Origin of the sequence: Pectinatus brassicae (assembly GCF_014201835.1) — a bacterium.
Taxonomy (GTDB): domain Bacteria; phylum Bacillota; class Negativicutes; order Selenomonadales; family Selenomonadaceae; genus Pectinatus; species Pectinatus brassicae.
The window spans coordinates 13,377-37,570 of sequence record NZ_JACHFH010000030.1 but is presented as its reverse complement, the minus strand read 5'-3'; the positions used below and the strand labels follow the sequence as shown (position 1 = coordinate 37,570).

25 protein-coding genes are annotated in these 24,194 nt (G+C 36.2%); 21 read left to right on the top strand and 4 right to left on the bottom strand.

Annotated elements, in window-relative coordinates:
• The 4 genes from HNR32_RS10685 to HNR32_RS10670 form a co-directional block, all read right to left on the bottom strand.
• Window positions 1-373 (bottom strand): flagellar basal body protein (locus HNR32_RS10685; protein ID WP_221300611.1); only part of this gene is annotated, 373 nt, incomplete at its 3' end.
• Window positions 374-468: 95 nt separating this feature from the next.
• Window positions 469-1,476 (bottom strand): rod shape-determining protein, encoded by a 1,008-nt coding sequence (locus tag HNR32_RS10680; protein WP_183862493.1) that lies wholly within the window; start codon window positions 1,474-1,476, stop codon window positions 469-471.
• A gap of 197 nt (window positions 1,477-1,673) precedes the next feature.
• Entirely contained in the window at window positions 1,674-2,537 is an 864-nt protein-coding gene (locus HNR32_RS10675) for a diguanylate cyclase domain-containing protein (protein WP_183862492.1), read from the bottom strand.
• A 166-nt stretch (window positions 2,538-2,703) separates the two neighbouring features.
• Window positions 2,704-3,219: a GNAT family N-acetyltransferase gene (locus tag HNR32_RS10670; RefSeq protein ID WP_183862491.1), complete on the bottom strand. Its 516-nt coding sequence runs from the start codon at window positions 3,217-3,219 to the stop codon at window positions 2,704-2,706.
• Between the two features lie 128 nt (window positions 3,220-3,347).
• Here HNR32_RS10670 and HNR32_RS10665 point away from each other — a divergent pair, with 128 nt between their 5' ends.
• From HNR32_RS10665 to HNR32_RS10565, 21 genes are all read left to right on the top strand, one after another.
• Entirely contained in the window at window positions 3,348-4,397 is a 1,050-nt protein-coding gene (locus HNR32_RS10665; RefSeq protein WP_183862490.1) for a mechanosensitive ion channel family protein, read from the top strand.
• A 166-nt stretch (window positions 4,398-4,563) separates the two neighbouring features.
• Complete coding sequence (locus tag HNR32_RS10660; RefSeq protein ID WP_183862489.1) at window positions 4,564-5,178, top strand: hypothetical protein; 615 nt, start codon at window positions 4,564-4,566, stop codon at window positions 5,176-5,178.
• 166 nt (window positions 5,179-5,344) lie between these two features.
• The gene (locus HNR32_RS10655; RefSeq protein WP_183862487.1) at window positions 5,345-5,725 is read left to right on the top strand and encodes an ATP synthase subunit I; all 381 of its coding nucleotides are present in this window, start codon (window positions 5,345-5,347) and stop codon (window positions 5,723-5,725) included.
• Between the two features lie 69 nt (window positions 5,726-5,794).
• The gene (atpB, locus tag HNR32_RS10650; RefSeq protein ID WP_183862485.1) at window positions 5,795-6,469 is read left to right on the top strand and encodes a F0F1 ATP synthase subunit A; all 675 of its coding nucleotides are present in this window, start codon (window positions 5,795-5,797) and stop codon (window positions 6,467-6,469) included.
• A 59-nt stretch (window positions 6,470-6,528) separates the two neighbouring features.
• Window positions 6,529-6,777: a F0F1 ATP synthase subunit C gene (atpE, locus tag HNR32_RS10645; protein ID WP_183862483.1), complete on the top strand. Its 249-nt coding sequence runs from the start codon at window positions 6,529-6,531 to the stop codon at window positions 6,775-6,777.
• Window positions 6,778-6,818: 41 nt separating this feature from the next.
• Entirely contained in the window at window positions 6,819-7,325 is a 507-nt protein-coding gene (atpF, locus tag HNR32_RS10640) for a F0F1 ATP synthase subunit B (RefSeq protein ID WP_375782638.1), read from the top strand.
• On the top strand, window positions 7,319-7,861 hold the full coding sequence (locus tag HNR32_RS10635; RefSeq protein ID WP_183862481.1) for a F0F1 ATP synthase subunit delta: 543 nt from the start codon (window positions 7,319-7,321) through the stop codon (window positions 7,859-7,861). Before atpF ends, HNR32_RS10635 begins: the two co-directional genes overlap by 7 nt.
• A gap of 19 nt (window positions 7,862-7,880) precedes the next feature.
• Window positions 7,881-9,389 (top strand): F0F1 ATP synthase subunit alpha, encoded by a 1,509-nt coding sequence (gene atpA / locus HNR32_RS10630; RefSeq protein ID WP_183862479.1) that lies wholly within the window; start codon window positions 7,881-7,883, stop codon window positions 9,387-9,389.
• A gap of 39 nt (window positions 9,390-9,428) precedes the next feature.
• On the top strand, window positions 9,429-10,349 hold the full coding sequence (atpG, locus tag HNR32_RS10625) for an ATP synthase F1 subunit gamma (RefSeq protein ID WP_183862477.1): 921 nt from the start codon (window positions 9,429-9,431) through the stop codon (window positions 10,347-10,349).
• A 15-nt stretch (window positions 10,350-10,364) separates the two neighbouring features.
• Window positions 10,365-11,777: a F0F1 ATP synthase subunit beta gene (atpD, locus tag HNR32_RS10620; protein WP_183862475.1), complete on the top strand. Its 1,413-nt coding sequence runs from the start codon at window positions 10,365-10,367 to the stop codon at window positions 11,775-11,777.
• Between the two features lie 3 nt (window positions 11,778-11,780).
• On the top strand, window positions 11,781-12,203 hold the full coding sequence (locus HNR32_RS10615) for a F0F1 ATP synthase subunit epsilon (RefSeq protein ID WP_183862473.1): 423 nt from the start codon (window positions 11,781-11,783) through the stop codon (window positions 12,201-12,203).
• A 158-nt stretch (window positions 12,204-12,361) separates the two neighbouring features.
• Window positions 12,362-13,321 carry a lactonase family protein gene (locus HNR32_RS10610; RefSeq protein ID WP_183862471.1) on the top strand — a complete coding sequence of 320 codons (960 nt, stop codon included), beginning with the start codon at window positions 12,362-12,364 and terminating at the stop codon, window positions 13,319-13,321.
• Window positions 13,322-13,332: 11 nt separating this feature from the next.
• Window positions 13,333-14,721: a glucose-6-phosphate dehydrogenase gene (gene zwf, locus HNR32_RS10605; protein WP_183862469.1), complete on the top strand. Its 1,389-nt coding sequence runs from the start codon at window positions 13,333-13,335 to the stop codon at window positions 14,719-14,721.
• Between the two features lie 198 nt (window positions 14,722-14,919).
• Window positions 14,920-15,360, top strand: coding sequence for a 50S ribosomal protein L13 (gene rplM, locus HNR32_RS10600; RefSeq protein WP_183862467.1), 441 nt, complete (start codon window positions 14,920-14,922; stop codon window positions 15,358-15,360).
• 24 nt (window positions 15,361-15,384) lie between these two features.
• On the top strand, window positions 15,385-15,777 hold the full coding sequence (rpsI, locus tag HNR32_RS10595; protein ID WP_183862464.1) for a 30S ribosomal protein S9: 393 nt from the start codon (window positions 15,385-15,387) through the stop codon (window positions 15,775-15,777).
• Window positions 15,778-15,867: 90 nt separating this feature from the next.
• Window positions 15,868-16,413, top strand: a complete 546-nt coding sequence (locus HNR32_RS10590; protein WP_183862462.1) for a nitroreductase family protein — start codon at window positions 15,868-15,870, stop codon at window positions 16,411-16,413.
• A 50-nt stretch (window positions 16,414-16,463) separates the two neighbouring features.
• Entirely contained in the window at window positions 16,464-17,807 is a 1,344-nt protein-coding gene (locus HNR32_RS10585) for an MATE family efflux transporter (RefSeq protein WP_183862459.1), read from the top strand.
• Between the two features lie 187 nt (window positions 17,808-17,994).
• Entirely contained in the window at window positions 17,995-18,552 is a 558-nt protein-coding gene (locus HNR32_RS10580) for a PadR family transcriptional regulator (protein ID WP_221300610.1), read from the top strand.
• Window positions 18,553-18,570: 18 nt separating this feature from the next.
• Entirely contained in the window at window positions 18,571-19,860 is a 1,290-nt protein-coding gene (locus HNR32_RS10575) for a M18 family aminopeptidase (RefSeq protein WP_183862457.1), read from the top strand.
• Window positions 19,861-19,968: 108 nt separating this feature from the next.
• Window positions 19,969-21,066, top strand: a complete 1,098-nt coding sequence (locus HNR32_RS10570) for an efflux RND transporter periplasmic adaptor subunit (protein ID WP_183862455.1) — start codon at window positions 19,969-19,971, stop codon at window positions 21,064-21,066.
• Window positions 21,063-24,110: an efflux RND transporter permease subunit gene (locus HNR32_RS10565; protein WP_183862453.1), complete on the top strand. Its 3,048-nt coding sequence runs from the start codon at window positions 21,063-21,065 to the stop codon at window positions 24,108-24,110. Before HNR32_RS10570 ends, HNR32_RS10565 begins: the two co-directional genes overlap by 4 nt.
• Window positions 24,111-24,194: the final 84 nt, after the last annotated feature.

The window sequence follows — 24,194 nt, the reverse complement described above, 5'->3', positions numbered from 1 at the left end:
CATCACCAGTTATTGCTAAATCCAAAGGACTGTTTGTATTTTCCAGTGAACCCTGGTCACGAATCACTGCAATTTCAGCAACTTTAGCACCACGGCCTAAAGAACCAATAACAGGTGCACTACTATTTTCGGCAGCAACAGTACCTTCTAATAAATAATTTTTTGCTGTATCAATATTTTGTAAATCAAATATACTTTTTTTATGGCTATCGTCATTTATTCGGTGTAAAAGCACCGATTGAAATTCTTCACTTATTGTTTCATCTTTTTTATAACCATTGGTATTTACGTTAGCTAAATTATTAGCTATTGTATTGGTACGTATCTGCTCTGTAATCATTCCTGTAGCGGCCGTATATAAGCCACGCAGCATAAATATCACTCCTAATGAAAATACATGCTAATTATCCATTTATGTATATTCGCTATTATACCTAAACTATCCTTTATAAAAAATATATGTTGTAATCATTTATTTTTGTAGACAGTAAGTTTATCAAGATCCGCCAAGGCTTTCCCTGTCCCCAAAGCCACACATGAAAGTGCCTCGTCAGCTAAATATGTTGTTATACCTGTCTCTTGTTGAATTAACTTATCCAAGCCGTGCAGCATAGCACCACCGCCGGTCATCACTATCCCATGATCCATTATATCAGCTGCTAATTCAGGTGGAGTATCTTCCAATGTTTTTTTAACGCAATGAACGATTGCATTCACAGATCTATCCAAAGCATTAGTAATCTCATCTGAGGTCAACTTTATGGTTTTGGGCAGTCCAGTTAATAAATCGCGTCCACGAAAGTCCATTTCTACATTGCGTTCACCCTTAATTGCCGTGCCAACATTAACCTTGATATTTTCAGCTGTACGCTCGCCAATCATAACATTATGGTTATTCTTTATATAACGAATAATATCTTCATCGAACTTATCGCCAGCAATACGCAACGATTCACTAATAACAATACCGCCCAGACTGATAACAGCAACATCTGTCGTGCCGCCACCAATATCAACCACCATAGTACCCTGCGGTTCTGAAATATCAATACCAGCGCCTAATGCAGCTGCCATGGGTTCTTCTATTAAATAAGAAGCGGCTGCACCAGCTTGTTTTGCCGCTTGCTGTACTGCACGTTGTTCTACGGTAGTAACTTTTGAAGGGACACATATCATTATACGTGGCTTTCCCCAAAAACTATGTCCAATAACCTTCTCAATAAAATATTGCAGCATTTTTTCCGTTATATCATAGTCAGCAATAACACCATCGCGTAATGGTCGTATTGCCACTATATTGCCTGGAGTACGCCCAATCATTTGGCGGGCAGCTTCTCCTACTTCCAAAATACGATTTGTATCCCGATCAATAGCTACAACCGAAGGTTCGCGTAAAACAATTCCCTTGCCCTTCACATATATAAGGACATTTGCCGTTCCTAAATCTATCCCAATATCCTTGGATATTCCAAACATTAAAAACCCCTCCAAAACTTATACTACATGTGTATTACTATATAATATTCCACTGATATAAGCAATAGATGTTGCTTGTTTTACTAACAAATTTTTCATTATCAAAAATCATTATAATTAAAAAAATTCTCCTATATTATAATGATAATTTTTATAACATAGGAGAATGTTTTCTATAATATTATTGTATTCCATGCTCATTCTTCATTATAATGATACCTTATCCGTTTTTGTGAAGATTCGATTAATTCATTATAATCATTGCCATCCACCGGATATATCGCCTCTCCCATAGAGTAATTCATTTTAGGTACACAAAATATCATATGGCAATTTTCCAACAGCCGGGCTACAGCATCCATTTTTATTTTCACAATATTTTCAGTCTTTATATTTTTCATAAAAACCAAAAAAACCTGATCATCCACGTATGCCAATAGATCATTGGCCCTAAACACATTGCGCAGTTGCTGTCCCAAACTATTTAATGCATATTCATTAAGCTTATCAGCCTTAATATTACTGTATTTTGACGGATCCATATCCTGCAATTTTATTTTTATTATGGCATGCATTAATTCCTTGCCATCTTCTATAAGATAATTTTCAATTGATTTTTTTACACCACTTTCATTCAGCAAACCCGTAACAGGGTCCTGATCTGAACGAAAGCGCTGGTTGCTATCAATATCATAAGGAGAATCTATTTTCCATATAATCCCCATTGTTTTTATAACATGCCCTTCAGCATCCAGCATTGGTTTATTAATAACTTCATGCCAATAAAATTTTCCTGAGGGTTTCTCCGATAAATCCAGCAAAATCGGACCTGTATCAATTGAATGCCCGGCAATTAAAGCTGATAGCTTATCCATAAAATCAGGATGAACTATCGTCCTGCGTGTTCGATACAATTTTTGCCGATATGATTTTATTATGCGCTTTTCGCAATCAGCATTGATAAATATCATAATATCCTTTATGACATCATACTCGTAAACCAAGGCTGACAATCTTTTAAGCAGCATTTGCGCCACATCAGCATAGAACTCCGTTTTCATAAAACCCCTCCTTATTATTACGCAACGTCATTTATATAGTTTCTTTTTTCTTTTTAATCCCAGCCGTTATGTTGTTTATATTCAACATACACCTAAAAAAACCATTTAATTATTTTACATTATAACAAGCAGTTGATTTTATCTACTAAATGACACTTCGTTTAATTTACTGGGCAAAATATTCTCTATCAAGTATTCCCAATATAATTAAATTTTCATATTTACCGTCAGTTAAAATTGTTTCCCGTATAAGCCCTTCACGGACAAAACCAGCTTTTTCATAAACATGCAGAGCCCTGGCATTATAATCCTTACAATCGAGCCATGCACGATGAAATTTTAAATCATCAAAGGCCCATGATTCAAGTAGCTGCAATGTTTCTTGTCCATAACCCTTACCTTTAGCATCCAGTATAATACGTGTAAATTCTATTTCTTTTGCTGGATTATCAAGACCAGCAATCATTAAAAAACCTACTTTTTCTTTTGTATCAATCTTTTCTATAATAAGATGAATAGCTGCTTTTGTATTTAATGTCTGCATATGTACGTCGCGGGTATAAGGAATAACATATTGAGCATTTTCCGGCTTGTATTCTACCTGCATTATATAATCCATATCTTTTTCCACAGCCTGTCGAAACTGTAATTTCTGACCTTTTTTTATTATTAATTCTGACATTTTGTCACTCCCAATTCACTTGCTATATTTCTTACTTTATTGCTATTATTTCTTAATTCATAGTATAATACAATATAATATGAAAGTAAATTACCAACTAATACAGCTATTACTACAAGGAGAATACTATGATACCTTCAACGATCCTAAACGAATGGCATTATTGGATACAATTACTGATAGTACCATTTTTCATCCAGGTTGCTGCCTTTCTTCTCGGAAAAATGATAAATAATTTTATAAAAAGAAAATTGCACGGTTATATAAATAAGGATACCTTTTCTGCTATTTTCGCCAATGCCGTACAGGGTCTGCCTGTAGCCTGGTGCTCTGGTATTGGTTTATATTTAAGCATAAACTCAATAAAATTCATCAATTCAACTATAACCTTATTATTATCCTCACTGCTCTATACAGTAATAGTCCTTTCTTTAACCCGTGTTTTTTCCCGAGCAGTTTCTGGTATATTAGAATTAAAAATAAAACGCGGCAATGAAAATTTACAGGCCACTTCGCTTTTAACCAATATAATATCTTTTATTATCTATGCGGTAGGCATAATCATTATCCTTCAATACCTAGGGATTTCTGTAACGCCGTTACTCACAGCGTTAGGCGTTGGTGGTATGGCCGTTGCTTTAGGACTGCAGGATACTCTGGCCAATATTTTTTCTGGTCTGCATATAATCCTATCCAAACAGCTGCAAATCTATGATTTTGTAAAATTAAGCAATGGTGAAACAGGGCAAGTAGTTGATATAACCTGGCGCTTCACAAAAATTCAAACACCCAGCAATAATATTATAATCGTTCCTAATAAGGATATTGCTTCCACGACTATTACTAATTACAATATGCCTAAAGAAGCTGTTTCTTTTTATCTGACTATCGGTATAAGTTATGACAGTGATTTGGATTTAGTTGAACAAGTGACAATTGATACAGCTCGGTCAGTCTTGGATAAAATAGAGCATCACATTGACTACGATCCTGTTATTCGTTTTTTTGAATTTGCCGACTCCAGCATTAATTTCAATGTAATATTAAAAACAAATGTATTTTTAAACCAATATCTTATAAAGCATGAATTTATCAAAGCATTAACCAAAAGATATCGTCAGGAAAATATTGATATACCATTCCCTATAAGAACCATTATCAATGACAAGCAAAAATAATAAAAAGCTTATTGGATTCTCTTTAAAGACTTATCTAATAAGCTTTTTTTGATTTTCAACCAACTATTCTTTAAATTCTAAATACATTATTATTTGATTTATTGTAAGCATATGCATACAATAATAGCAAGTACTTATTTACTATTATATGGAGGTTTTTATTTTTATGCTTAATATTACGGAAATGATTTCAAAGCAATCCCCATATCGTAATTGTATCGAAATTATTTATTTATTAGCTATTATTCCAATATCATTTATATTACCAGTTAAATATGCTTGGGAAAACGGTCCTATTGAAAACACCCAAGCTTGTATTCTATTTGTTTTTTTCATAATTAATGTATATTTTTATTTTAAAACCCGAAAAAAATTATGGATTACCGCAAGTATATTTTTCTTCCTTTTATTAGGGCGCGAATTAAGCTGGGGGCGTGTATTTTTCCCATTGGGAATGAGCAGCAATGGTCCGATAATAATAATGCCCATGTCTCAATTTCCCCATCATACATTGATCAATATCATCGTAGGAATATGTATTTTTACTGTAATATTGGGATTAATTTTTACTATTCCCTATCGCCAAATTGTTTTTCATAAAATTTTCCCAGTAGCAAAATTTATTACGCTGACTATTACTGTACTACTTTCAACAATAGGTGAACATGGTTATTTATTTTCCAAGCAGCAAAGTGAACTAATTGAGGAATTAAGTGAACTTTTAATGTACTTCATTCTTTTTCGCATAAGTTATTATTACTATAACGAGCTAAAACAATAATTTAAATGTATACATATATGTCTATGTCATAGTTTACATAAATGCATATATTTATCTATAATATGTATTAACTTTACTAGAAATTGCTTGTTATAGAGCTTTTTATATGTTATATTTATTGTGTATTTGTTTGATATTTATAGTTTAAGGAAAGGCCGAAAATTATATGCAGAATTTTACGGCTGCTCGTGGTCGTTCAATACTTGTTTCGCTATTACTTATTACAATTTTAATATGCATAAAATTATTTCTTCATAATGATATTTATTTAATTACAGCTGTCATTGGTGGTTATTTAACTGCTGTATATTATATATTCATGCTTGCAATGCGCATAAAACGTTCGATGGCATTATCACAATTACAAGCTAAACGTAGTTCGCAAATGGGTTTCTTATTTCGTATTATTGTTTTGTTCTTAGTTTGGTTTATTGTTTTAAAATTATCCAAAGAAGTTTTTATAGCGTTTGTTGCGGGCTTTTTTATTATGCATATCATAATTTTTACTAATCTTATAATTTTTTCTTATCGAGAAAAAATGCATTAATTACATTTGTTTATAATATCTTAATCTTTAAGATATTTTTAAAAATTATTCAGCATAGGGAGTGATTTTATGCCTGAAAATGCGGCTCATGAACTCATGTTATTTGGCTTATCCTTTAACATGGAAACTCTAAAAATGACATGGATGGTCATGGTTGTCGTAGTTATCCTTTCCATCGCAGCAACTCGCAGTCTAAAACTAGTACCTGCTGGTCTACAAAATGTCTTTGAGATGATTATCACGGGACTTAATGACCAGATCAGTGCTAATTTAGGCAAACGAGGAGCTATGTTTGCTCCATTTTTAATTTCTTTGTTTTTGTTCTTGCTCATTTCGAATTGGTGGGGACTTATTCCTGGAATGGAATCGCCAACTAATACTTTAAACACCAATTTAGGATTAGCACTTTTGGTTGTAGCCATGCTTCATATACTTGGCCTTTATTATAAAGGAACTAAGTATATAAAAAGCTTCTTCGAACCATTTGCTCCATTTGTAATTATTAAATTAATCGAAGAAATCGCTAAACCCATCACACTTGCTTTTCGTTTATTTGGTAATATTCTTGCCGGCGAATTATTAATCCATATCTTGCCGACATTGTTACCCAATATAATCGCTGAAGTAATTCCTGGTGTCGTTTGGCTTGCTTTTAGTCTTTTTGTTGGAGCTATACAGGCTTTTGTTTTCACAATGCTCTCCACCTCTTACCTCGCCGAAGGCGTTGTCGAAGAAGAAGAGTAACTATCTATATGCCATAAGGGCATAAATTATATTTTTATATCTCTAAGGAGGATTTTTTAATGGAAAATACAATTGCAACAGCAGCAGCTTTATTAGGAGTTGGTATTATGGTTGGTCTAGCAGCTTTTGGTGCTGCACTAGGTGATGGCCTTGTAACTGGAAAACTTATTGAAGGTATTTCCCGTCAACCAGAAGCTAAAAACACTTTGTTTACTAACACATTGATTTCTGTTGGTCTTATTGAAGCTATGCCAATTATCGCATTAGTTGTTGCACTTATCATTTTAAGTGCTATAAAAGTTCTCTAATTCAAAAATACTAAATTTATAGTAAAAGGGGGACAGATAAATTGATTAGTCTTCAACTAGGAACATTTATGGCGCAGATTGTCAATTTTGTTATATTAGTCATCCTGCTTAAAGTATTTGCTTATAATCCCATCATGAAAATTCTTCATGAACGCCGTGCCAAAATAATAAATTCGCTGCAAGCGGCTGAAAATGATGAAAAAAAAGCCCAGCAGACTTTGGCCGAATATCAAAAACAGCTTGCTGATGCTCGTATCACTGCTCAGGAAATTGTTGATAAAGCAACTAAACGTGCTCAAGAAGAACATGATGCATCCATTGCTCAAACTAAGCAGGAAATTGAACAAATGCGCAAAAACGCTAAAGAAGATATTGCCCGTGAACGTGACCATGCTGCTGTTCAATTAAAGGGGGAAGTTGTTTCCCTATCCATATTAGCTGCCAGCAAAATAGTCGCAGCTAATATGGATAATGCTGCTAATGAAAAATTAGTTGGTGAATTTATTGAAAAGCTCGATAAAGATAAGCTGGGTGGCTTATCATGTTAAATATTCAATTAGCTAAAAAATATGCTGCTGCCATGTTTGAATTGGCACAAGATCAAAACAAACTGGCTCTTTGTGATAAACAACTGACTCAAATCTGTGAGTTATTTAATACAAACCATGATTTACAGGCATTCATGGATAATCCTCAAGTTAATATTACAGCAAAAAAAAATCTCATGAAAAAAATATTAACTGATGAATTTGAACCATCAATAACTAATTTTCTTTTATTGCTTATTGATAAACACCGTATAACATTACTCACAGAAATAATCACCAGTTTTCACACACTTTCTAATGAGGCTCAAGGCATACAAATTGCTTATGTCAAAACAGCTCTTCCCTTATCGACTGGTCAGGAAGAAGCTTTGAAGAAAAAATTAGAAGTCACTACAGAAAAAACTATACAGTTACAAACACGTGTAGATAAATCCATTTTGGGCGGTATCATTGTAAAAATCAATGACCGTGTCATTGATGGCAGTGTTGTGAGTCAACTAAAAACTATAGAAAAACAACTGGTGACAAATTGTTGATTGGGGTGACTAACTTTTTATGAAAATGAATCCTGAGGAAATAACAGCCATCATCAAGGAACAAATCAAAAACTACAATGTTGATTTAAATGTTGATGATGTCGGTACTGTTATGGAAATTGGTGATGGTATCGCCCATATCCATGGTCTTGATAAAGCTATGGCCGGCGAACTTCTCGATTTCGGTAATGATATATTTGGTCTAGTATTAAACCTTGACCAAGACAGCGTTGGCGCTGTTTTGCTTGGTGGTGAAAACAAAATCAAAGAAGGGGCATCGGTAAAACGCACCGGAAAAATCATGCAGGTTCCTGTAGGCGAAGCTATGATTGGTCGTGTTGTTGATGCTTTAGGCCGTCCTATCGATGGTAAAGGACCTATCGATACTAACGAACATAGACCTGTAGAATACCCAGCTCCGGGGATTGCTGACAGAAAATCTGTTCATGAACCATTGCAGACTGGTTTGAAAGCTATTGATGCTCTTGTACCTATCGGTCGTGGGCAGCGTGAACTTATCATTGGTGACCGTGGTACAGGTAAAACAGCTATTGCTGTTGATACAATACTAAACCAAAAAGGTCAAAACTGTATCTGTATATATGTAGCAATCGGACAAAAAGCATCCACTGTTGCCCGCGTAGTAAAAACTCTCGAAGACCACGGTGCGATGCAATATAGTATTGTAGTTGCAGCAACCGCTGCCGATAGTGCGCCACTGCAATACATCGCCCCATATGCCGGTGTTGCTATGGCTGAATACTTCATGTATAAGGGCAAACATGCTTTATGTGTTTATGATGATTTATCCAAACATGCAGCTGCTTATCGTGCCATGAGTTTACTTCTGCGCAGACCACCAGGGCGCGAAGCTTATCCTGGTGATGTATTCTACTTACATTCCCGTCTTTTGGAACGTGCCGCTAAATTATCTGATGAATTAGGTGCAGGTTCTATAACGGCTCTGCCTATAATTGAAACATTAGCTGGTGATGTATCTGGCTACATTCCTACCAACGTTATCTCCATCACTGATGGTCAGATAATGCTGCAGACTGAAATGTTCTATTCCGGCGTTCGTCCGGCAATTGATGTTGGTCTTTCTGTTTCCCGTGTTGGCGGCAGTGCCCAGATAAAAGCTATGAAGCAGGTTGCTGGACGTATGCGTCTTGACCTTGCACAATATCGCGAACTTGCTGCTTTTGCGCAGTTTGGCTCCGATCTTGATAAGGCTACTAAGGATCAGCTTGACCGCGGTGCACGCATGGTTGAAACATTAAAGCAATCTCAATATTCCCCGCTTAATGTTGCCGAACAAGTCTTAGTTATTTATACAGCAGTTCGCGGCTTCCTTACTGATGTACCAGTAAATAAAGTTGCTGATTTCCAACGTGATTATCTGAAATTTATCAATTCATCTCATGCTGAATTACTCGAAGCAATACGCACTCAGCAAAAACTTGACGATAAATTAGAAGATCAAATAAATAAAGCACTTGAAGAATTTAAAGCATCATACGCTCTTTAATAAGATTTAATTATAATAAAAAGGCGAGGTGATTAACTTTTGGCCAATTTACAGGATATACGACTTCGTATAAGAAGCGTAAAAAATATCCAGCAGATCACTAAAGCCATGAAAATGGTTGCCTCTGCGCGTCTGCGCCGTGCTCAGGCCGCAGCAGTAGCCAATAAACCATATGCAGAAAAAATGTATCAAGTAATCGGCGATGTCGCTGCTAATGTTAGTGGTGTATCTCATCCCTTACTTGATGTCCATGAAAATGGCAAAACATTGTTTTTGATATTATCGTCTGATAAAGGACTTGCCGGAGCATATTCCAGTAATGTATTTAAAGCTGCTAAAGTTCATATTGAAGGTACCAATGAAGCACAAAATTTTGCCTTGGAGAATTCTTATGCAGAAGCTCCATTAAAAACGGTAAAAAAAGAGGACCTCGATATTATTTGTGTGGGCAGAAAAACCGCTGAGCATTTTAAAAGCCATGGTTACAATGTCATTAATAACTATATTGGCTTTAGTGAACGCCCTAAATATGAAAATGCCCGTGAAATTGCCACTCAAATAATAGAATTATTTACTGAAGGCGGCTATAAGGACGTATATATGGTTTACACCCGTTTTGTTTCAGCTATATCCTCCGTTCCAGAAACAGTAAAATTACTGCCATTTGAAAAAGTTGGCAGTGATACATCAACGGGACCACATGCCGAATATATTTACGAGCCCTCGGCTGAAACAGTTCTGAGCTTCTTATTGCCACAATATTTTGTGACAATGGTTTATGCTGCTTTATTGCAGGCCGCGGCCAGCGAATTATCAAGCCGTATGACAGCAATGAGCAATGCAACCGATAATGCCCAGGATCTCATGGCAAAACTGGATTTACATTATAATAAAGTACGTCAGGCCAACATTACCCGCGAAATCACCGAAATCGTGGGCGGTGCAGAAGCACTGAAGTGAGGAGGTTTTTAATCATTGGCTAATGGTAAAATTGTACAGGTTATCGGACCTGTTGTAGATATTGAATTTCCTGCCGAAGAATTGCCTGCAATATTAAACGCAATTACTATAAACGGCAAATCCGGTGATATAGACATAAAATTAACTGTAGAAGTAATGCAGCACCTAGGTGATGGCATTACCCGCTGTATCGCAATGAGCTCCACCGATGGATTAACTCGTGGAATGGATGCAGTTGATACTGGTTCACCAATAAAAGTTCCTGTTGGTGAAGAAACCCTTGGACGTGTTTTTAATGTTTTAGGCGAAACTGTTGACCATAATCCTAAACCTGTTGGGAATAAGGAAGCTTGGCCAATCCATCGTCCTGCTCCAAAATTTGATGAGCAGGAAACTGCTACCCAAATTTTGGAAACAGGTATAAAAGTTGTCGATCTTATTGCTCCATATTCCCGCGGTGGTAAAATCGGTTTATTCGGCGGTGCTGGTGTTGGTAAAACAGTATTAATCATGGAATTAATCCATAATATTGCCACTCAGCATGGCGGTTATTCCGTATTTTCTGGTGTTGGGGAACGTACTCGTGAAGGTAATGATTTATGGTCTGAAATGACTGAATCCGGCGTTATCAATAAAACTGCCTTAGTTTATGGACAAATGAATGAACCACCTGGAGCTCGTATGCGTGTAGCGCTTACCGGCCTTACCATGGCTGAATATTTCCGTGATGTTCAAAACCAGGACGTTTTATTGTTTGTTGATAACATCTTCCGTTTCATCCAGGCTGGCTCAGAAGTTTCGGCTTTGCTTGGTCGTATGCCTTCGGCTGTTGGTTATCAGCCAACATTAACTACAGATGTTGGGGCACTCCAAGAACGTATTACATCTACCAAAAAAGGTTCTATTACATCCGTACAGGCTGTATACGTTCCGGCAGATGACTTGACTGACCCGGCACCAGCAGCTACATTTACTCATCTTGATGCTACTACGGTTTTATCTCGTCAAATTGCTGAACTTGGTATTTATCCTGCTGTGGATCCACTTGATTCCACATCACGCATCTTGGACCCTAATGTAATTGGTGAAGAACATTACCATGTTGCCCGCGGTGTCCAGGCAGTACTACAAAAGTACAAAGAATTACAGGATATCATTGCCATCTTAGGTATGGAAGAATTATCCGACGAAGATAAACTTACCGTTGCCCGTGCACGTAAAATCCAAAGATTCTTGAGTCAGCCATTTGCGGTTGCTGAACAGTTTACCGGTACCCCTGGTAAATATGTTCCATTAAAAGAAACCATACGCGGCTTCAAAGAAATTTTGGAAGGTAAATATGATGATTTACCAGAAAGTGCATTCTATATGGCTGGCAGCATTGATGAAGTAGTTGAGGCCGCTAAAAAAGCTAAACAGGAGGCATAATCCATGGCAAGTATTAAATTGGAAATTGTTTCTCCTGACAAAATGGTTTATTCTGATGATGTAGAAATGGCTATTGTCCATTCTACTGGCGGTGAGCTTGGTATAATGCCTAATCATGCCCCATTATTGACTGGTATTCTGCCACATGCCATGCATGTAAAAAAAGACAGCCATGAAGAATTAATTGCTATTGCTGGCGGTTTTATGGAAGTTAGTTCCAATAAAATCACTATTTTAGCATCCGCAGCTGAACTGCCTATCAACATTGATATAAATCGTGCCCAAAAGGCTTATGCTCGTGCTCAGGAACGTCTTGAGTCATTGCATCAGTCACCGGATGAACATAAAGATATCGATTCATTGCGTGCCCATGCTGCTTTAGAACGCGCCAAAGCGCGTCTTCAGGCTACAAAAACCATTGATTAAATTTGCTAAAAAGCTGCAACTAATGTTGCAGCTTTTTTATTTGCTTTTATTATCTGAATAATATAATATTAAATAAATAAATTCTTTTATGAAATAACTATTCTTTTTGTTGGAAATTATATTTAATTTTGATTTTTATCACAAAAGAGGTAATATATATGAAACATATTGGATATATTGGCACTTATAATTCAAATAACAGTCACGGCATCTATCAGTTCACGTTTGATGATACTGACGGTAAGTTATCAACACCATCATTATTTTATAAAGTACAAGATGGCAAATGTGTTTGTCTTAGTAATAATCATGTTATTATTACTAAAGAGGGTAACGGTAAAGCTGGCATTGCCCTGCTTGATTTTAACGCTAATTTATTAGCAGAAATATTGACAGAAAATACCACTCCATGTTATATTGGCTGCCATAGCAATATGGTTTATACAGCTAATTTTCATGATGGCTGCATTATAATTTATCAAATAATAAATAGTAAATTACATCTTGTTAAACGTCTTGACAGCCAAAAAGAATCGGGCTGTCACCAGGCGCTTTTATGGCAAAATATGCTGTTCATCCCATATCTGCATTTAGACAAAGTTGATATATATGATACTACTAATAGTTTCCAACTGCTATCCTCGCTGACTTTTCCTAAAGGCACTGGTCCTCGTCACTGTATCTTTACCAGCGATAATAAACGTATGTATTTAGTCAGCGAATTAAGCAATCAACTGTTTTATTATCATTTACAAAATGATAATTTTTGGCAACTGCAGAAAACTATATCATTTCTGCCAACAGTCGCCCCAAACAGTACATCAGCTGCTATAAGATTGTCAACTGACGAAAATTATATATACATATCGACACGCGGCAGTGATCTTTTAACTATATTTTCTATAAAAAACAAAGTGCCTGTTGTAATTCAGCAAATCCCCTCTGGCGGTTGTCACCCGCGTGATTTTATATTATCGCCATGCGGCAATTACTTACTAGTTGTTAATCGTTCATCCAATGAGCTTATAAGTATGTCTGTTAATAAATCTACCGGACTAATTACATCCATTGTTAATAAAGTACCTGTCTATGAAGGCATTGGTATTGCTATAAACTAGGAGGAATATATATGGCGCAATCAGTATTTACTATATTCGGTGGCACTGGTGATTTAACATTTCGCAAGCTTTTGCCTGCTTTTTACAATATGTGTATTGCCAATGATCCACAATTCAAATGTCAGCTTATAATTATTGGCCGTCGCAGCTATTCTAATGAACAGTACTGTGCTATTGCTAAAAACTGGGTTAAAAAATTTGCCCGACTGCCATATACCGAAGAAAATTTTACCAAATTCACACAAAAAATATCCTATTACCAAATGGATTTTACTGATTTAAATGCTTATACTGCATTAAATGATTACTATTCTACAAATAATTTAGCTGAGCATATATTTTACTTTGCTGTTGCTCCCCGTTTTTTTAATATCATTGCCGAAGGGCTTACTAAAGTATGTCTGGCTTGCAAAGGAAAAGTAATTCTGGAAAAACCTTTTGGTGAAAATCTTGATTCAGCTAAATTACTCAATAAAAATTTAGAAAAATTCTTTTCTCCCGAAAACATTTTCCGCATTGACCATTATCTTGGTAAAGAAATGGTTCGCAATATTCAAACCCTGCGTTTTAGTAATCCCATCTTCTCTAATCTTTGGAATTCCCGCTATATAGAATCAGTACAAATTTCAGCACCAGAGGATATGGGCATTGAATCTCGCGGCGGCTATTACGATGCCAGTGGTGCCCTGCGTGATATGGTACAGAATCATCTGTTCCAAATATTATCAATTGTGGCAATGGAATGGCCTGAACAATTTTCCAGCACGGCAATGCATGATGCCCAAATACGTATTTTACGCGCAATGCGTCCCGTCAAAAATATTCGTGAAGCATTAGTCTTAGGACAATATAAAGGCTACCATCAGGAAAATCTGGTAAAACCAAATTCCACTACTGAAACCTATGCAGCACTGCGCGTATTTATTGATAATGAACGCTGGTGGGGCACACCTTTTTATATCAGAACCGGCAAAAAGCTAAATCGCCGAGAAATAAAGATTGCCATTGTTTTTCGCCCATCATTTCTTGAAAAGGCTCCACAAAATATTTTAATCATAAAAGTACAGCCTAGTGAAGGTGTTTATCTGCAATTTAACATGAAAAAACCAGGGGATACTGAAGAAATTACCCAGGCAAAAATGGATTTTTGCCAAACAAGTTATGTTAATCGCTTAAATACACCGGAGGCCTACGAACGCTTAATAAAAGCCTGCATTGACGATAACAAATCCTGGTTCAGCCAATGGGACCAAATTGAATTAAGCTGGAACTTTATTGATAAGCTGCATGAATTATATAAATGGGAAAATTTACCAGTATTTAAATATGACGCAAATTCTACTGGTCCAGAACAAGCCGATGAATTATTGCAGCAATCCGGGCATAACTGGATAGATTAATCTTTCCTTATTATTCTTACCACAAAATTTTCTCTGACAATGATAAAAATTTCTTGACGCCGCTTCTGTCTTTTATTATAATAGTTGAGTATGAAGTTTTCGTTTTGTGGTTTCCATTAGCCCCGGAGATCGCGGTGAGGCTTTATATAATTAAATTATATTATTTTAGTTAATCGCATTATAGGGAAGGGGATATCGATGAAAACCACATTCATGGCCAACAGCCAAAATGTTGATCGCAAATGGTACATCGTGGATGCTGAAGGACAGACAGTAGGTCGTCTTGCTGCTGAAGTTGCTAAAGTTCTCCGCGGTAAAAATAAACCTATTTTCACACCACATGTTGATACTGGTGATTTCGTTATTATTATAAATGCTGAAAAAGTAGTATTCAGCGGAAAGAAATTAGTTGACAAAACTTATTTCCGTCACTCTGGATATCCAGGTGGTACTACATTTACAACTGCTGGTGATATGCTTGCTAAGCAGCCTGTAAAAGTTTTGGAATCCGCTATTCGTGGCATGCTTCCAAAAAATCGTCTTGGCGCTCAAATGTATAGAAAATTAAATGTTTATGCAGGTACTGAACATCCTCATGCTGCTCAACAGCCTGAAAAACTTGCATTTAACATTCGTTAATAACTGGAAGGGAGAACATATATAATGGCATTAGTTACTTACTACGGTACAGGTCGCAGAAAATCTTCCGTTGCCAGAGTTCGCTTGGTTCCAGGTGAAGGCAACATAAAAATCAATGGCCGCGACATGAGTGAATACTTCGGTCTTGGTACCTTAGAATTAATCGTAAAACAACCACTCGTATTAACTGAAACAGAAGGTAAATACGATGTTATCGCTAGAGTTGCTGGCGGCGGCACATCCGGTCAGGCTGGCGCAATCCGTCATGGTATTTCCCGTGCACTTTTATTAGTTGACGGTGAATTACGCAAATCATTGAAAAAAGCTGGCTTCTTAACACGTGATCCACGTGAAAAAGAACGTCGTAAATATGGTTTGAAAAAAGCTCGCAAAGCTTCACAGTTCTCAAAACGTTAATATTTATTTTCGTTTTTGGCGAAGTTTTATCCCGCAGTCTTTATGGCTGCGGGATTTTTATATATATAATATTTTAAGGAGATATTTTTTATGCTGACTGAAATAGAAAAACGCCGCAGCATCCGTAAATATTCCAACCAGGATATTGCCGATGAACTGCTTAAGCAATTATTAGAAAGTGCCCGCTATGCTCCCTCCGGCAGCAATACTCAGCCTTGGAAATTTCTTATTGTTCGTGATAAATTAACCAAAGAAAAAATTGTTGCCGCTGACAACAATCAAAACTGGATGCTTGATGCCCCGGTATTTATAGTATGTGCAGCTGATATATCTTCCCGCATTAAAACAACAGATTTATCCACAACCTTGAATGAAAACTGTGCATTACCCGAGTTGAAACTTATAATTCGCGATACTAGTATTGCTATTGAACACATAATACTCGAAGCACAACACTTAGGATTAGGCACCTGCTGGACAGCATGGTTTACACAATCTGCTATTAAAAAAGCTGTTAATGCGCCTGATAATTTTTATATTTGTGCTGTCTTAACAATAGGCTACGCTGCTGAACAGCCTGCTATGCGTCCAAGGAAAAATATATCTAAATTTGTTTTTTATGAAGATTGGCATTAAAATAATCTTTGTAATGAACATATTTAATACAATTATAAATAAGAGGATTTATGAAAAAAACATATTCTTATACGCAGAAAATAATACAATTTTTTGCCGTACTACTGCCTATTTTTATAACCCAGCTAGCCATTGTATCGACTGGATTTTTCGACACCGTAATGTCCGGTCATGTCAGTGAATATGATTTAGCTGGTGTTGCTATTGGTGCCAACGTATTTTTCCCGTTTTTTGGCAGCAGTTTAGGTATTATCTCGGGACTTACACCATCAATTGCCCATCTTTATGGTGCCCGCAAATATTCCATCATAAAATTTGTCATCCAACAAGGATTTTACTGGTCACTGTTATTAGGATTAATATTCATATTAGCTGGTTTTATTTTAATACCTTATCTTTTACCATTATTAAAACTTGACGACTATGTATCGTATGTATTTACTCATTATTTGATAGCTATGGCCTTTGGCATATGCCCGATCTTTTTAGCCGGTGTTTTACGCAATTTTATTGATGCATTGGGATTTACAAAATTGACTATGTTTATCACAATTATTACTGTTCCCATAAATATTTTTCTAAATTATGTATTTATATATGGTGAATTCGGTATGCCAGCTTTTGGCGGCATTGGTGCCGGTATCGGTTCAGCTATCACTTACTATGTAAATCTATTATTAAACATACTTGTAATTATAAATATCAAACCTTTTTGCATGTATAAAATCTTTACTAATTTTCCTCGGCCTTCATTTTACGAATGGAAAAAACAACTCAGTATCGGTGTCCCTATCGGCTGTACCCTTTTTTGTGAGCAAAGTATTTTTGGTGTTGTCGGTCTGCTTATGACGGTCTATGGCACAAGTGTTATTGCTGCCCATCAAGCTGCCCTTAATTTTACAACGTTAGTTTATATGATTCCTCTTAGCATCAGTATGGCTGTCACGATTTTAATCAGTTACGAATTAGGCGCTAAACGTTATAATGATGTTAAACAGTATGCTCATTTAAGCCGTCTGTTTTCTCTTATATTTGCCTCTGGACTGGCTGCTATATTAATAAATTTCCGCAGGTCTATTGCGGCCTTATATACCTCCAATCCTGATGTCATTGAGCTCACAACTATATTTTTAATCTATGCTGTTATCATGCAGGTAGTTGACGGTATCAATGCACCACTACAGGGAATTTTACGCGGCTATAAAGATGTAAAAATAACTTTTTATCTGGCTGTACTATCATTTTGGTTGATAGGTCTGCCCTGTGGCTGGCTATTGGCAAAATATTCAACTTGGGGTCCATATGGGTATTGGCTTGGTCTTATTGCTGGATTACTGAGCGGTGCCATTTTATTAATGCTGCGTTTAAAAATTGTAGAAAAAAAATACGTATAAAAAGCGGGGAATACCCCGTTTTTTATACGTATTTTTTATTTATCCGCTTATACTGCGCATCAAGCTCCACTTTAGCCATATAGGTTATTTTAGCAAATTACAAAATAATATATTTTTATTACATGTAATAAATTACATGTTTATAAGTGCAAATATTATGCTATACTTAATAGGGAAAAAGTCAAGGATGGATTTTACTATATGGCAAAAAAACACATTAAAATTTATTATTTTGGGATTATTAAAACATAATGAGCTCACCGGCTATGATATAAAAAAATTATTCAATTGTGAAATAGGGGATTTTTGGCAGGCCAAGCACAGCCAGATATATCCAGAACTAAAAAAATTAGAAGAAGAAAAACTTATCAGCTCCCATATAGAAATAAGCGGCAAAAAATTAGAAAAAACTTTTTATAATATAACAGCTACTGGCCTTACAACCCTGAACAACTGGTTGACGGAACCACAGGATAAGATCCCGCCAACACGTGATGATTTTACTTTAAAACTGTATTTTATTGATGACAAAAACAACCCCCGCATAGAAGAACTCTTTGCCGAAGAACGTCTCCAGCATGAAGAAAAATTAAATTATTTAACAACTCGCATGACCGAATTATTTTCATCAACAGAAAAACAAAAAGCTCATTATGGTCATTATTTAATCTTAAAAAAAGCTATTATTCGTGAAAAAGCTCAATTAAACTGGTTAAATGATGAACTAAATAATATCAATAAATAAATATAAGAAGGTATTACTATGAATATACAAAAAACAGCGGCAGATTTGTTGGATTTTATCTCGCAATCAACATCTTCTTTTCACACAGTAACAGCAAGTGAAACTATATTAAAAAAAGCTGGTTTTAGTGAACTACTGCCAACAAAAGAATGGCATTTAGAAAAAAAGCATGCTTACTACACTAAAATATATGATTCCAGTATTATTGCCTTTACTATAAATGATAAACCTTTGCATAATTTACGAATAGCCGCTGCCCATACCGATTTTCCCTGCCTGCGTATTAAACCAGCAGCAACTATAGAAAAAAATAAATATATATCATTAAATATTGAAATTTACGGCGGCATGATTTTAAATACCTGGCTGGATAGACCATTATCCATTGCTGGTAAAGTCGTTTTAAAAAGCAATAATGTATTTTCACCTAAAGTAAATCTAGTTGATTTTCGAAAACCTTTATTGACTATTCCTAATCTTGCAATCCATATGAATCGAAAAATAAATGAAGGAATAAGCCTGAATCCCCAAAAAGATATGCTGCCATTATTTTCCATGACTGATTCCAGCAAAGAAACTAATGACTTAATTATTGAACTATTAGCTACAGAAACCGCTTGCTCGCCGGAAGATATTCTTTCTTATGAATTAACAGTTTATCCCGCTGAAACCGGCTGTCTGCTTGGTTATAATGAAGAATTTATTTCCTCACACCGACTTGACAACATCACCTCGGTTAAAGCATGTCTGGATGGACTGCTTACTGGATCACGTAAACAAGGAATCAATATAATTGCTTTATTTGACAATGAAGAAGTCGGCAGCCGCACCAAACAAGGAGCTGGTTCATTTATTCTGCCGCATATTATTGAAAGAATTTATGACAGTCTCGGTTTTTCCCATGCTGATTATCTAACTGCTATTGCCGGAGGATTTTTATTATCAGCTGATGTTGCTCATGCCCTGCATCCTAATGTTCCTGAAAAAACTGATCCAACTAATCTGCCCTTATTAAATCATGGTACTGCAATAAAAATTGCGGCCAGCCAATCTTATGCTAATGATGCCGAAGCTATTGGTATTATTAAGTCGCTTTGCCAAAAACATGACATTAATTACCAGCTTTTTGTCAACCGCGCTGACACTAAAGGTGGTTCTACCTTAGGATCAATCCTTTCTGCTAATATGCCAATGCGCTCACTTGATATTGGTATTCCTATCCTGGCTATGCATTCGGCTCGCGAAACAATGGGCATAAACGATCAGGTATCAATAACTAAATTAATTAAACACTTTTTTTCTGAATAATATACAGCTGCCATAAAACATATTTGAACTTCTCTCTTTTTAAGTATTAGCTATACTTCAACATCGCAGCAATAAAATTTTATTGCTATACAATGAGGAGATAAATAAATGCAAAAAAAACTTTTTATTATACTTTATATTTTAGCAGTTATTTTATTGGTTGCAGGATGTAGTCAACAAAATAACCCTGCTGATAAAGCCCCTTTGGTAAAAACTTTACAGGTATCAATAAACAACAGCTCAAATGCCAATAAATATCCCGGCACGGTTCATGGCCGCTATGAAAGTAACCTTTCCTTTCAGGTAGGCGGCAAAATTCTGCATCGTAATGTAAATATTGGTGATACTGTACACGCTGGCGATGTACTCATGCTAATAGACAGTAAGGATGTCGTTCAACAAGTAAACCAAAGTGATGCCAATGTAGATGCCGCCCATTCTAATTTAAGCTTGGCTAAAAGCAATTTAAGCCGTTATAAACAACTCTACAGTCAAAATGCTGTTGCCAAATCCACCTTAGACCAATACCAAAACACCTATGATTCAGCTCTTTCATCTTATCAGCAAGCCGTTGCCCAAGCCTTAGAACAGCATAATTCTCTGAGTTATACTAATTTACGTGCCAATGCTGACGGCGTAATTACAGCTATTAATGCTGAGGCTGGTCAAGTAGTTTCTGCTGGTCAGACTATTTTGACCCTTGTACAAAGTAATGAACTCGAAGTACAGGCAAATATTCCTGAAAATCAAATTAATAATATCGCTGCTGGTCAACATGTTACCGTGTCGTTTTGGGCTCTCAGTAATATATCCTGTGATGGCATTATACGTGAAATCTCGCCAATTGCTGATTCTTCTACACGTACATATCTGGTAAAGATATCCCTGCCTAATCCGCCTAACACCTTAAAATTAGGAATGACTGCTAACATAATCTATAAAAACAATTCCACTGAATCCGCAAAAAATCAATATATTATTCCTTTATCTGCCATTTACCAAACAAATAATATTCCTAAAGTTTGGATTGTGAATAAAGATAATACTGTATCTCTAAAAAATGTCCAAGTTGAAACTTTTAAAGATAATTATATAAAAGTTTCCGGCATAAATGAAGGCGAAATCATTGTTACTGCCGGCGTACAAAAACTCCACGAAGGCGAAAAAATACGTATAAGCGCTTCTGCTCCAGGTGATAACACATGAAAAACCTCACTGAATTATCTTTAAAAAACAAGGATTTAGTATGGTACTTTATCATCATAATCTTTATCATCGGCATTTTTTCTTATTTTAAACTAGGACGAATGGAAGACCCTTCTTTTACCATTCGCCAGATGATTGTTTCCGTAAGCTGGCCAGGTGCCACAGCCAAACAAATGCAAGAACAGGTAACCGATAAACTAGAAAAAAAATTACAGGATACTCCTGGTCTTGATTATATTAAAAGTTCCTCTCGCCCGGGACAGTCAATAATTTATGTAGCACTGCGGCAAGATGTTGATAGCAGTAAAATCCGCTCAACCTGGAAGGAAGTTCGCAATCTTTGTGAGGACGAAAAAGTAAATTTACCCGATGGTGTTTATGGTCCTTATTATAATGACCGTTTTGATGATGTTTATGGATCTATCTATGCTGTCACTGGTAAAGACTACTCGTATGAAGAACTGCGCCAGCAGGCAGAAAAAATTCGCCGGCTCATTGTTGATCTTCCTCAAGTACAAAAAGTTGAATTACTAGGTGTACAAGAAGAAAAAATCTACATATCTATTTCCAATGAAAAACTAGCCGAATTGGGAATTAGCCCCCAGACAATCAGTAATACTATAAAAACTCAAAATGAATTAACACCTGCCGGCATGATTCAAACAACGTCTGATAATGTCTATATTCGCTACAGTGGTATTTTAGATAGTATTAATTCCATTGAAAATATCCCCATCAGTGCCAACGGCAAAAATTTTCGTTTAGGTGATATTGCTTCCGTGACACATGGCTACAGCGACCCACCTGATCCCAAAATGTATTTTAATGGCAAGCCAGCTATAGGTATTGCTGTATCGATGCAGGCTGGCGGCAATATCTTAAATTTAGGCCATAATTTAAATTCTTTAGTTGGCAAAATTAAACCAGATATGCCTTTAGGCATGGAAATTCATCAGGTATCTGACCAACCCCAAGTTGTACAGGAATCCATCAGTGAATTTATCAGCACTTTACGTGAAGCCATTATCATCATCCTTGCTGTAAGCTTTTTAAGCTTAGGCCTGCGAACTGGTCTGGTAGTAGCCGGATGTATACCATTGGTACTGGCCGGCGTATTTGCCTTAATGTACTTACTTGATATTAATCTGCAAAAGGTATCTTTAGGTGCACTGATAATTTCACTGGGACTTTTAGTTGATGATGCGATAATTGCTGTTGAAATGATGAGTGTACAATTGGAAAATGGTCTTGACCGTTTTAAAGCTGCCTGTTATGCCTTTAATGCCACGGCTAAACCGATGCTGACCGGGACACTTATAACCTGCGCTGGTTTTATCCCGGTTGCCTTTGCCAAGGGAATGGCTTCCGAATTTTGTAAGAGTCTTTTCCCAGTCATAAGTATTGCCTTATGCTTATCCTGGCTAGTATCAGTAATGGTTGCACCACTTTTCGGCTACTATCTTATCCGCATAAAAACCTCAGATACCGCACATAAAACTAAACAGCTCTACCAAAGTAAATTTTATATATTGTTTCGTAAAATTTTAATTTATTGTTTAGAGCACAAAAAAATTATCCTTAGTTCTACTATTGCTCTGTTTATCTTAGCAGTGTACTCGCTGCATTTTATTAAACAGGAATTTTTCCCACCTTCCCTGCGACCGGAAATAATAGTTGATATGCAGCTGCCAGAAGGTTCTTCATTAAAAGCTTCGGAAGAAACCTCTAATAAATTTGCTGCATTTTTAAATAAAAATAACCAGCATATCAAAAACTTCTCCTATTATGTAGGAAAAGGCTCACCTCGTTTTGTTTTAACAACTGACCCACAACTGCCAGCCGATAATTTCAGCCAGTTTATAATTGTTGCTAAAGATGTTAATACCCGTAAGGAACTTACCAATGAAATTGAAAATGAGTTAAACAATAATTTTCCTAGTGTGCGCAGTAATATAAAATTTATCCAGACAGGTCCGCCAGCTGATTATCCTATTATGCTTCGCGTCTCCGGCTACGATAAGGATAAAGTGCGTACCCTGGCCAATAAAGTTTCAACACTTATTGCTAAAGATCCTAATAATAAAGATATCCATCTCAATTGGAATGAAAAAAGCAAAATTATGCATTTGGAACTTGACCAAAATAAACTGCGTGCTTTAGGTGTAACTGGCAATTCCATTGCCCAAACACTTTATGGTGAAATAAATGGTTTATCCTCTGCCCAATATTATTTTAAAGACCGCACAATTGGTATTACCTTTCGTATAAATAATAATACTCATACCAATTTATCTGATATTGGAAACCTGCCAATTTATTTAGGCACGGCGGGCTATGTGCCTTTAGACCAAATTGCTAAAATTACGTATTCTGCCGAAGACGGTCTCATATGGCGCCGCAACTTAAAACCGACTATAACAGTAGAGGCTAATATTAACTCCGGTACAGCTAACGATGCTGCCCAAAAAGCTTATGATGCTACAAAAATATTGCGGGATGATCTTCCATTAGGCTACAGTATCGAAGCCGGCGGTTCCTTAGCTGACAGTACCGATGCCGTTAATTTTCTACTTGTCCCTATCCCTGTGATGATTTTTGTAATAATGACATTGTTAATGATTCAGCTTAGAAATGGCAAATTATTAATGCTTACCCTGCTTACTGCTCCACTTAGTATAATCGGTGTAAGTTTCGGCATGCTTTTCCTCGGCAAAGCTATGGGCTTTGTTGCCCAATTAGGCATATTAGCTCTAAGCGGCATGATTATACGAAATTCCATTATCTTAATTGACCAAATACAAAAACATATTGCTGCCGGTGAAACGCCTTGGAATGCTGTAATTAATTCTGCAGTACTGCGGTTTAGACCGATAATGTTGACTGCCGCTGCTGCCATACTGGGCATGCTGCCCCTTATGTCCAGCTCCTTTTGGGGGCCAATGGCTGCCGCTATTGCCTGCGGGCTTTTAATAGCAACTGTTCTCACATTGCTGGTTTTACCAACAATGTATGCTGCTTGTTATAAAATAAAAAAAGACATTTAAAAAATTATTCTGGGAACTGTTGGATATTAATAAATAATGGCTAACAGTTCCCCATTTCTTCATTATTTATTGTTTAAAATAATG

Bases quoted from the DNA above. Each gene is read 5' to 3' on its own strand.
- HNR32_RS10670 (WP_183862491.1), bottom strand. From the start codon at position 3,219: ATGTCAGAATTAATAATAAAAAAAGGTCAGAAATTACAGTTTCGACAG.
- HNR32_RS10580 (WP_221300610.1), top strand. From the start codon at position 17,995: ATGGATTTTACTATATGGCAAAAAAACACATTAAAATTTATTATTTTG.
- zwf (WP_183862469.1), top strand. From the start codon at position 13,333: ATGGCGCAATCAGTATTTACTATATTCGGTGGCACTGGTGATTTAACA.
- HNR32_RS10660 (WP_183862489.1), top strand. From the start codon at position 4,564: ATGCTTAATATTACGGAAATGATTTCAAAGCAATCCCCATATCGTAAT.
- HNR32_RS10585 (WP_183862459.1), top strand. From the start codon at position 16,464: ATGAAAAAAACATATTCTTATACGCAGAAAATAATACAATTTTTTGCC.
- rpsI (WP_183862464.1), top strand. From the start codon at position 15,385: ATGGCATTAGTTACTTACTACGGTACAGGTCGCAGAAAATCTTCCGTT.
- rplM (WP_183862467.1), top strand. From the start codon at position 14,920: ATGAAAACCACATTCATGGCCAACAGCCAAAATGTTGATCGCAAATGG.
- HNR32_RS10615 (WP_183862473.1), top strand. From the start codon at position 11,781: ATGGCAAGTATTAAATTGGAAATTGTTTCTCCTGACAAAATGGTTTAT.
- HNR32_RS10610 (WP_183862471.1), top strand. From the start codon at position 12,362: ATGAAACATATTGGATATATTGGCACTTATAATTCAAATAACAGTCAC.
- HNR32_RS10635 (WP_183862481.1), top strand. From the start codon at position 7,319: ATGTTAAATATTCAATTAGCTAAAAAATATGCTGCTGCCATGTTTGAA.
- atpB (WP_183862485.1), top strand. From the start codon at position 5,795: ATGCCTGAAAATGCGGCTCATGAACTCATGTTATTTGGCTTATCCTTT.
- HNR32_RS10575 (WP_183862457.1), top strand. From the start codon at position 18,571: ATGAATATACAAAAAACAGCGGCAGATTTGTTGGATTTTATCTCGCAA.
- HNR32_RS10675 (WP_183862492.1), bottom strand. From the start codon at position 2,537: ATGAAAACGGAGTTCTATGCTGATGTGGCGCAAATGCTGCTTAAAAGA.
- HNR32_RS10570 (WP_183862455.1), top strand. From the start codon at position 19,969: ATGCAAAAAAAACTTTTTATTATACTTTATATTTTAGCAGTTATTTTA.
- HNR32_RS10655 (WP_183862487.1), top strand. From the start codon at position 5,345: ATGCAGAATTTTACGGCTGCTCGTGGTCGTTCAATACTTGTTTCGCTA.
- HNR32_RS10590 (WP_183862462.1), top strand. From the start codon at position 15,868: ATGCTGACTGAAATAGAAAAACGCCGCAGCATCCGTAAATATTCCAAC.
- HNR32_RS10665 (WP_183862490.1), top strand. From the start codon at position 3,348: ATGATACCTTCAACGATCCTAAACGAATGGCATTATTGGATACAATTA.
- HNR32_RS10565 (WP_183862453.1), top strand. From the start codon at position 21,063: ATGAAAAACCTCACTGAATTATCTTTAAAAAACAAGGATTTAGTATGG.
- atpA (WP_183862479.1), top strand. From the start codon at position 7,881: ATGAAAATGAATCCTGAGGAAATAACAGCCATCATCAAGGAACAAATC.
- HNR32_RS10680 (WP_183862493.1), bottom strand. From the start codon at position 1,476: ATGTTTGGAATATCCAAGGATATTGGGATAGATTTAGGAACGGCAAAT.
- atpE (WP_183862483.1), top strand. From the start codon at position 6,529: ATGGAAAATACAATTGCAACAGCAGCAGCTTTATTAGGAGTTGGTATT.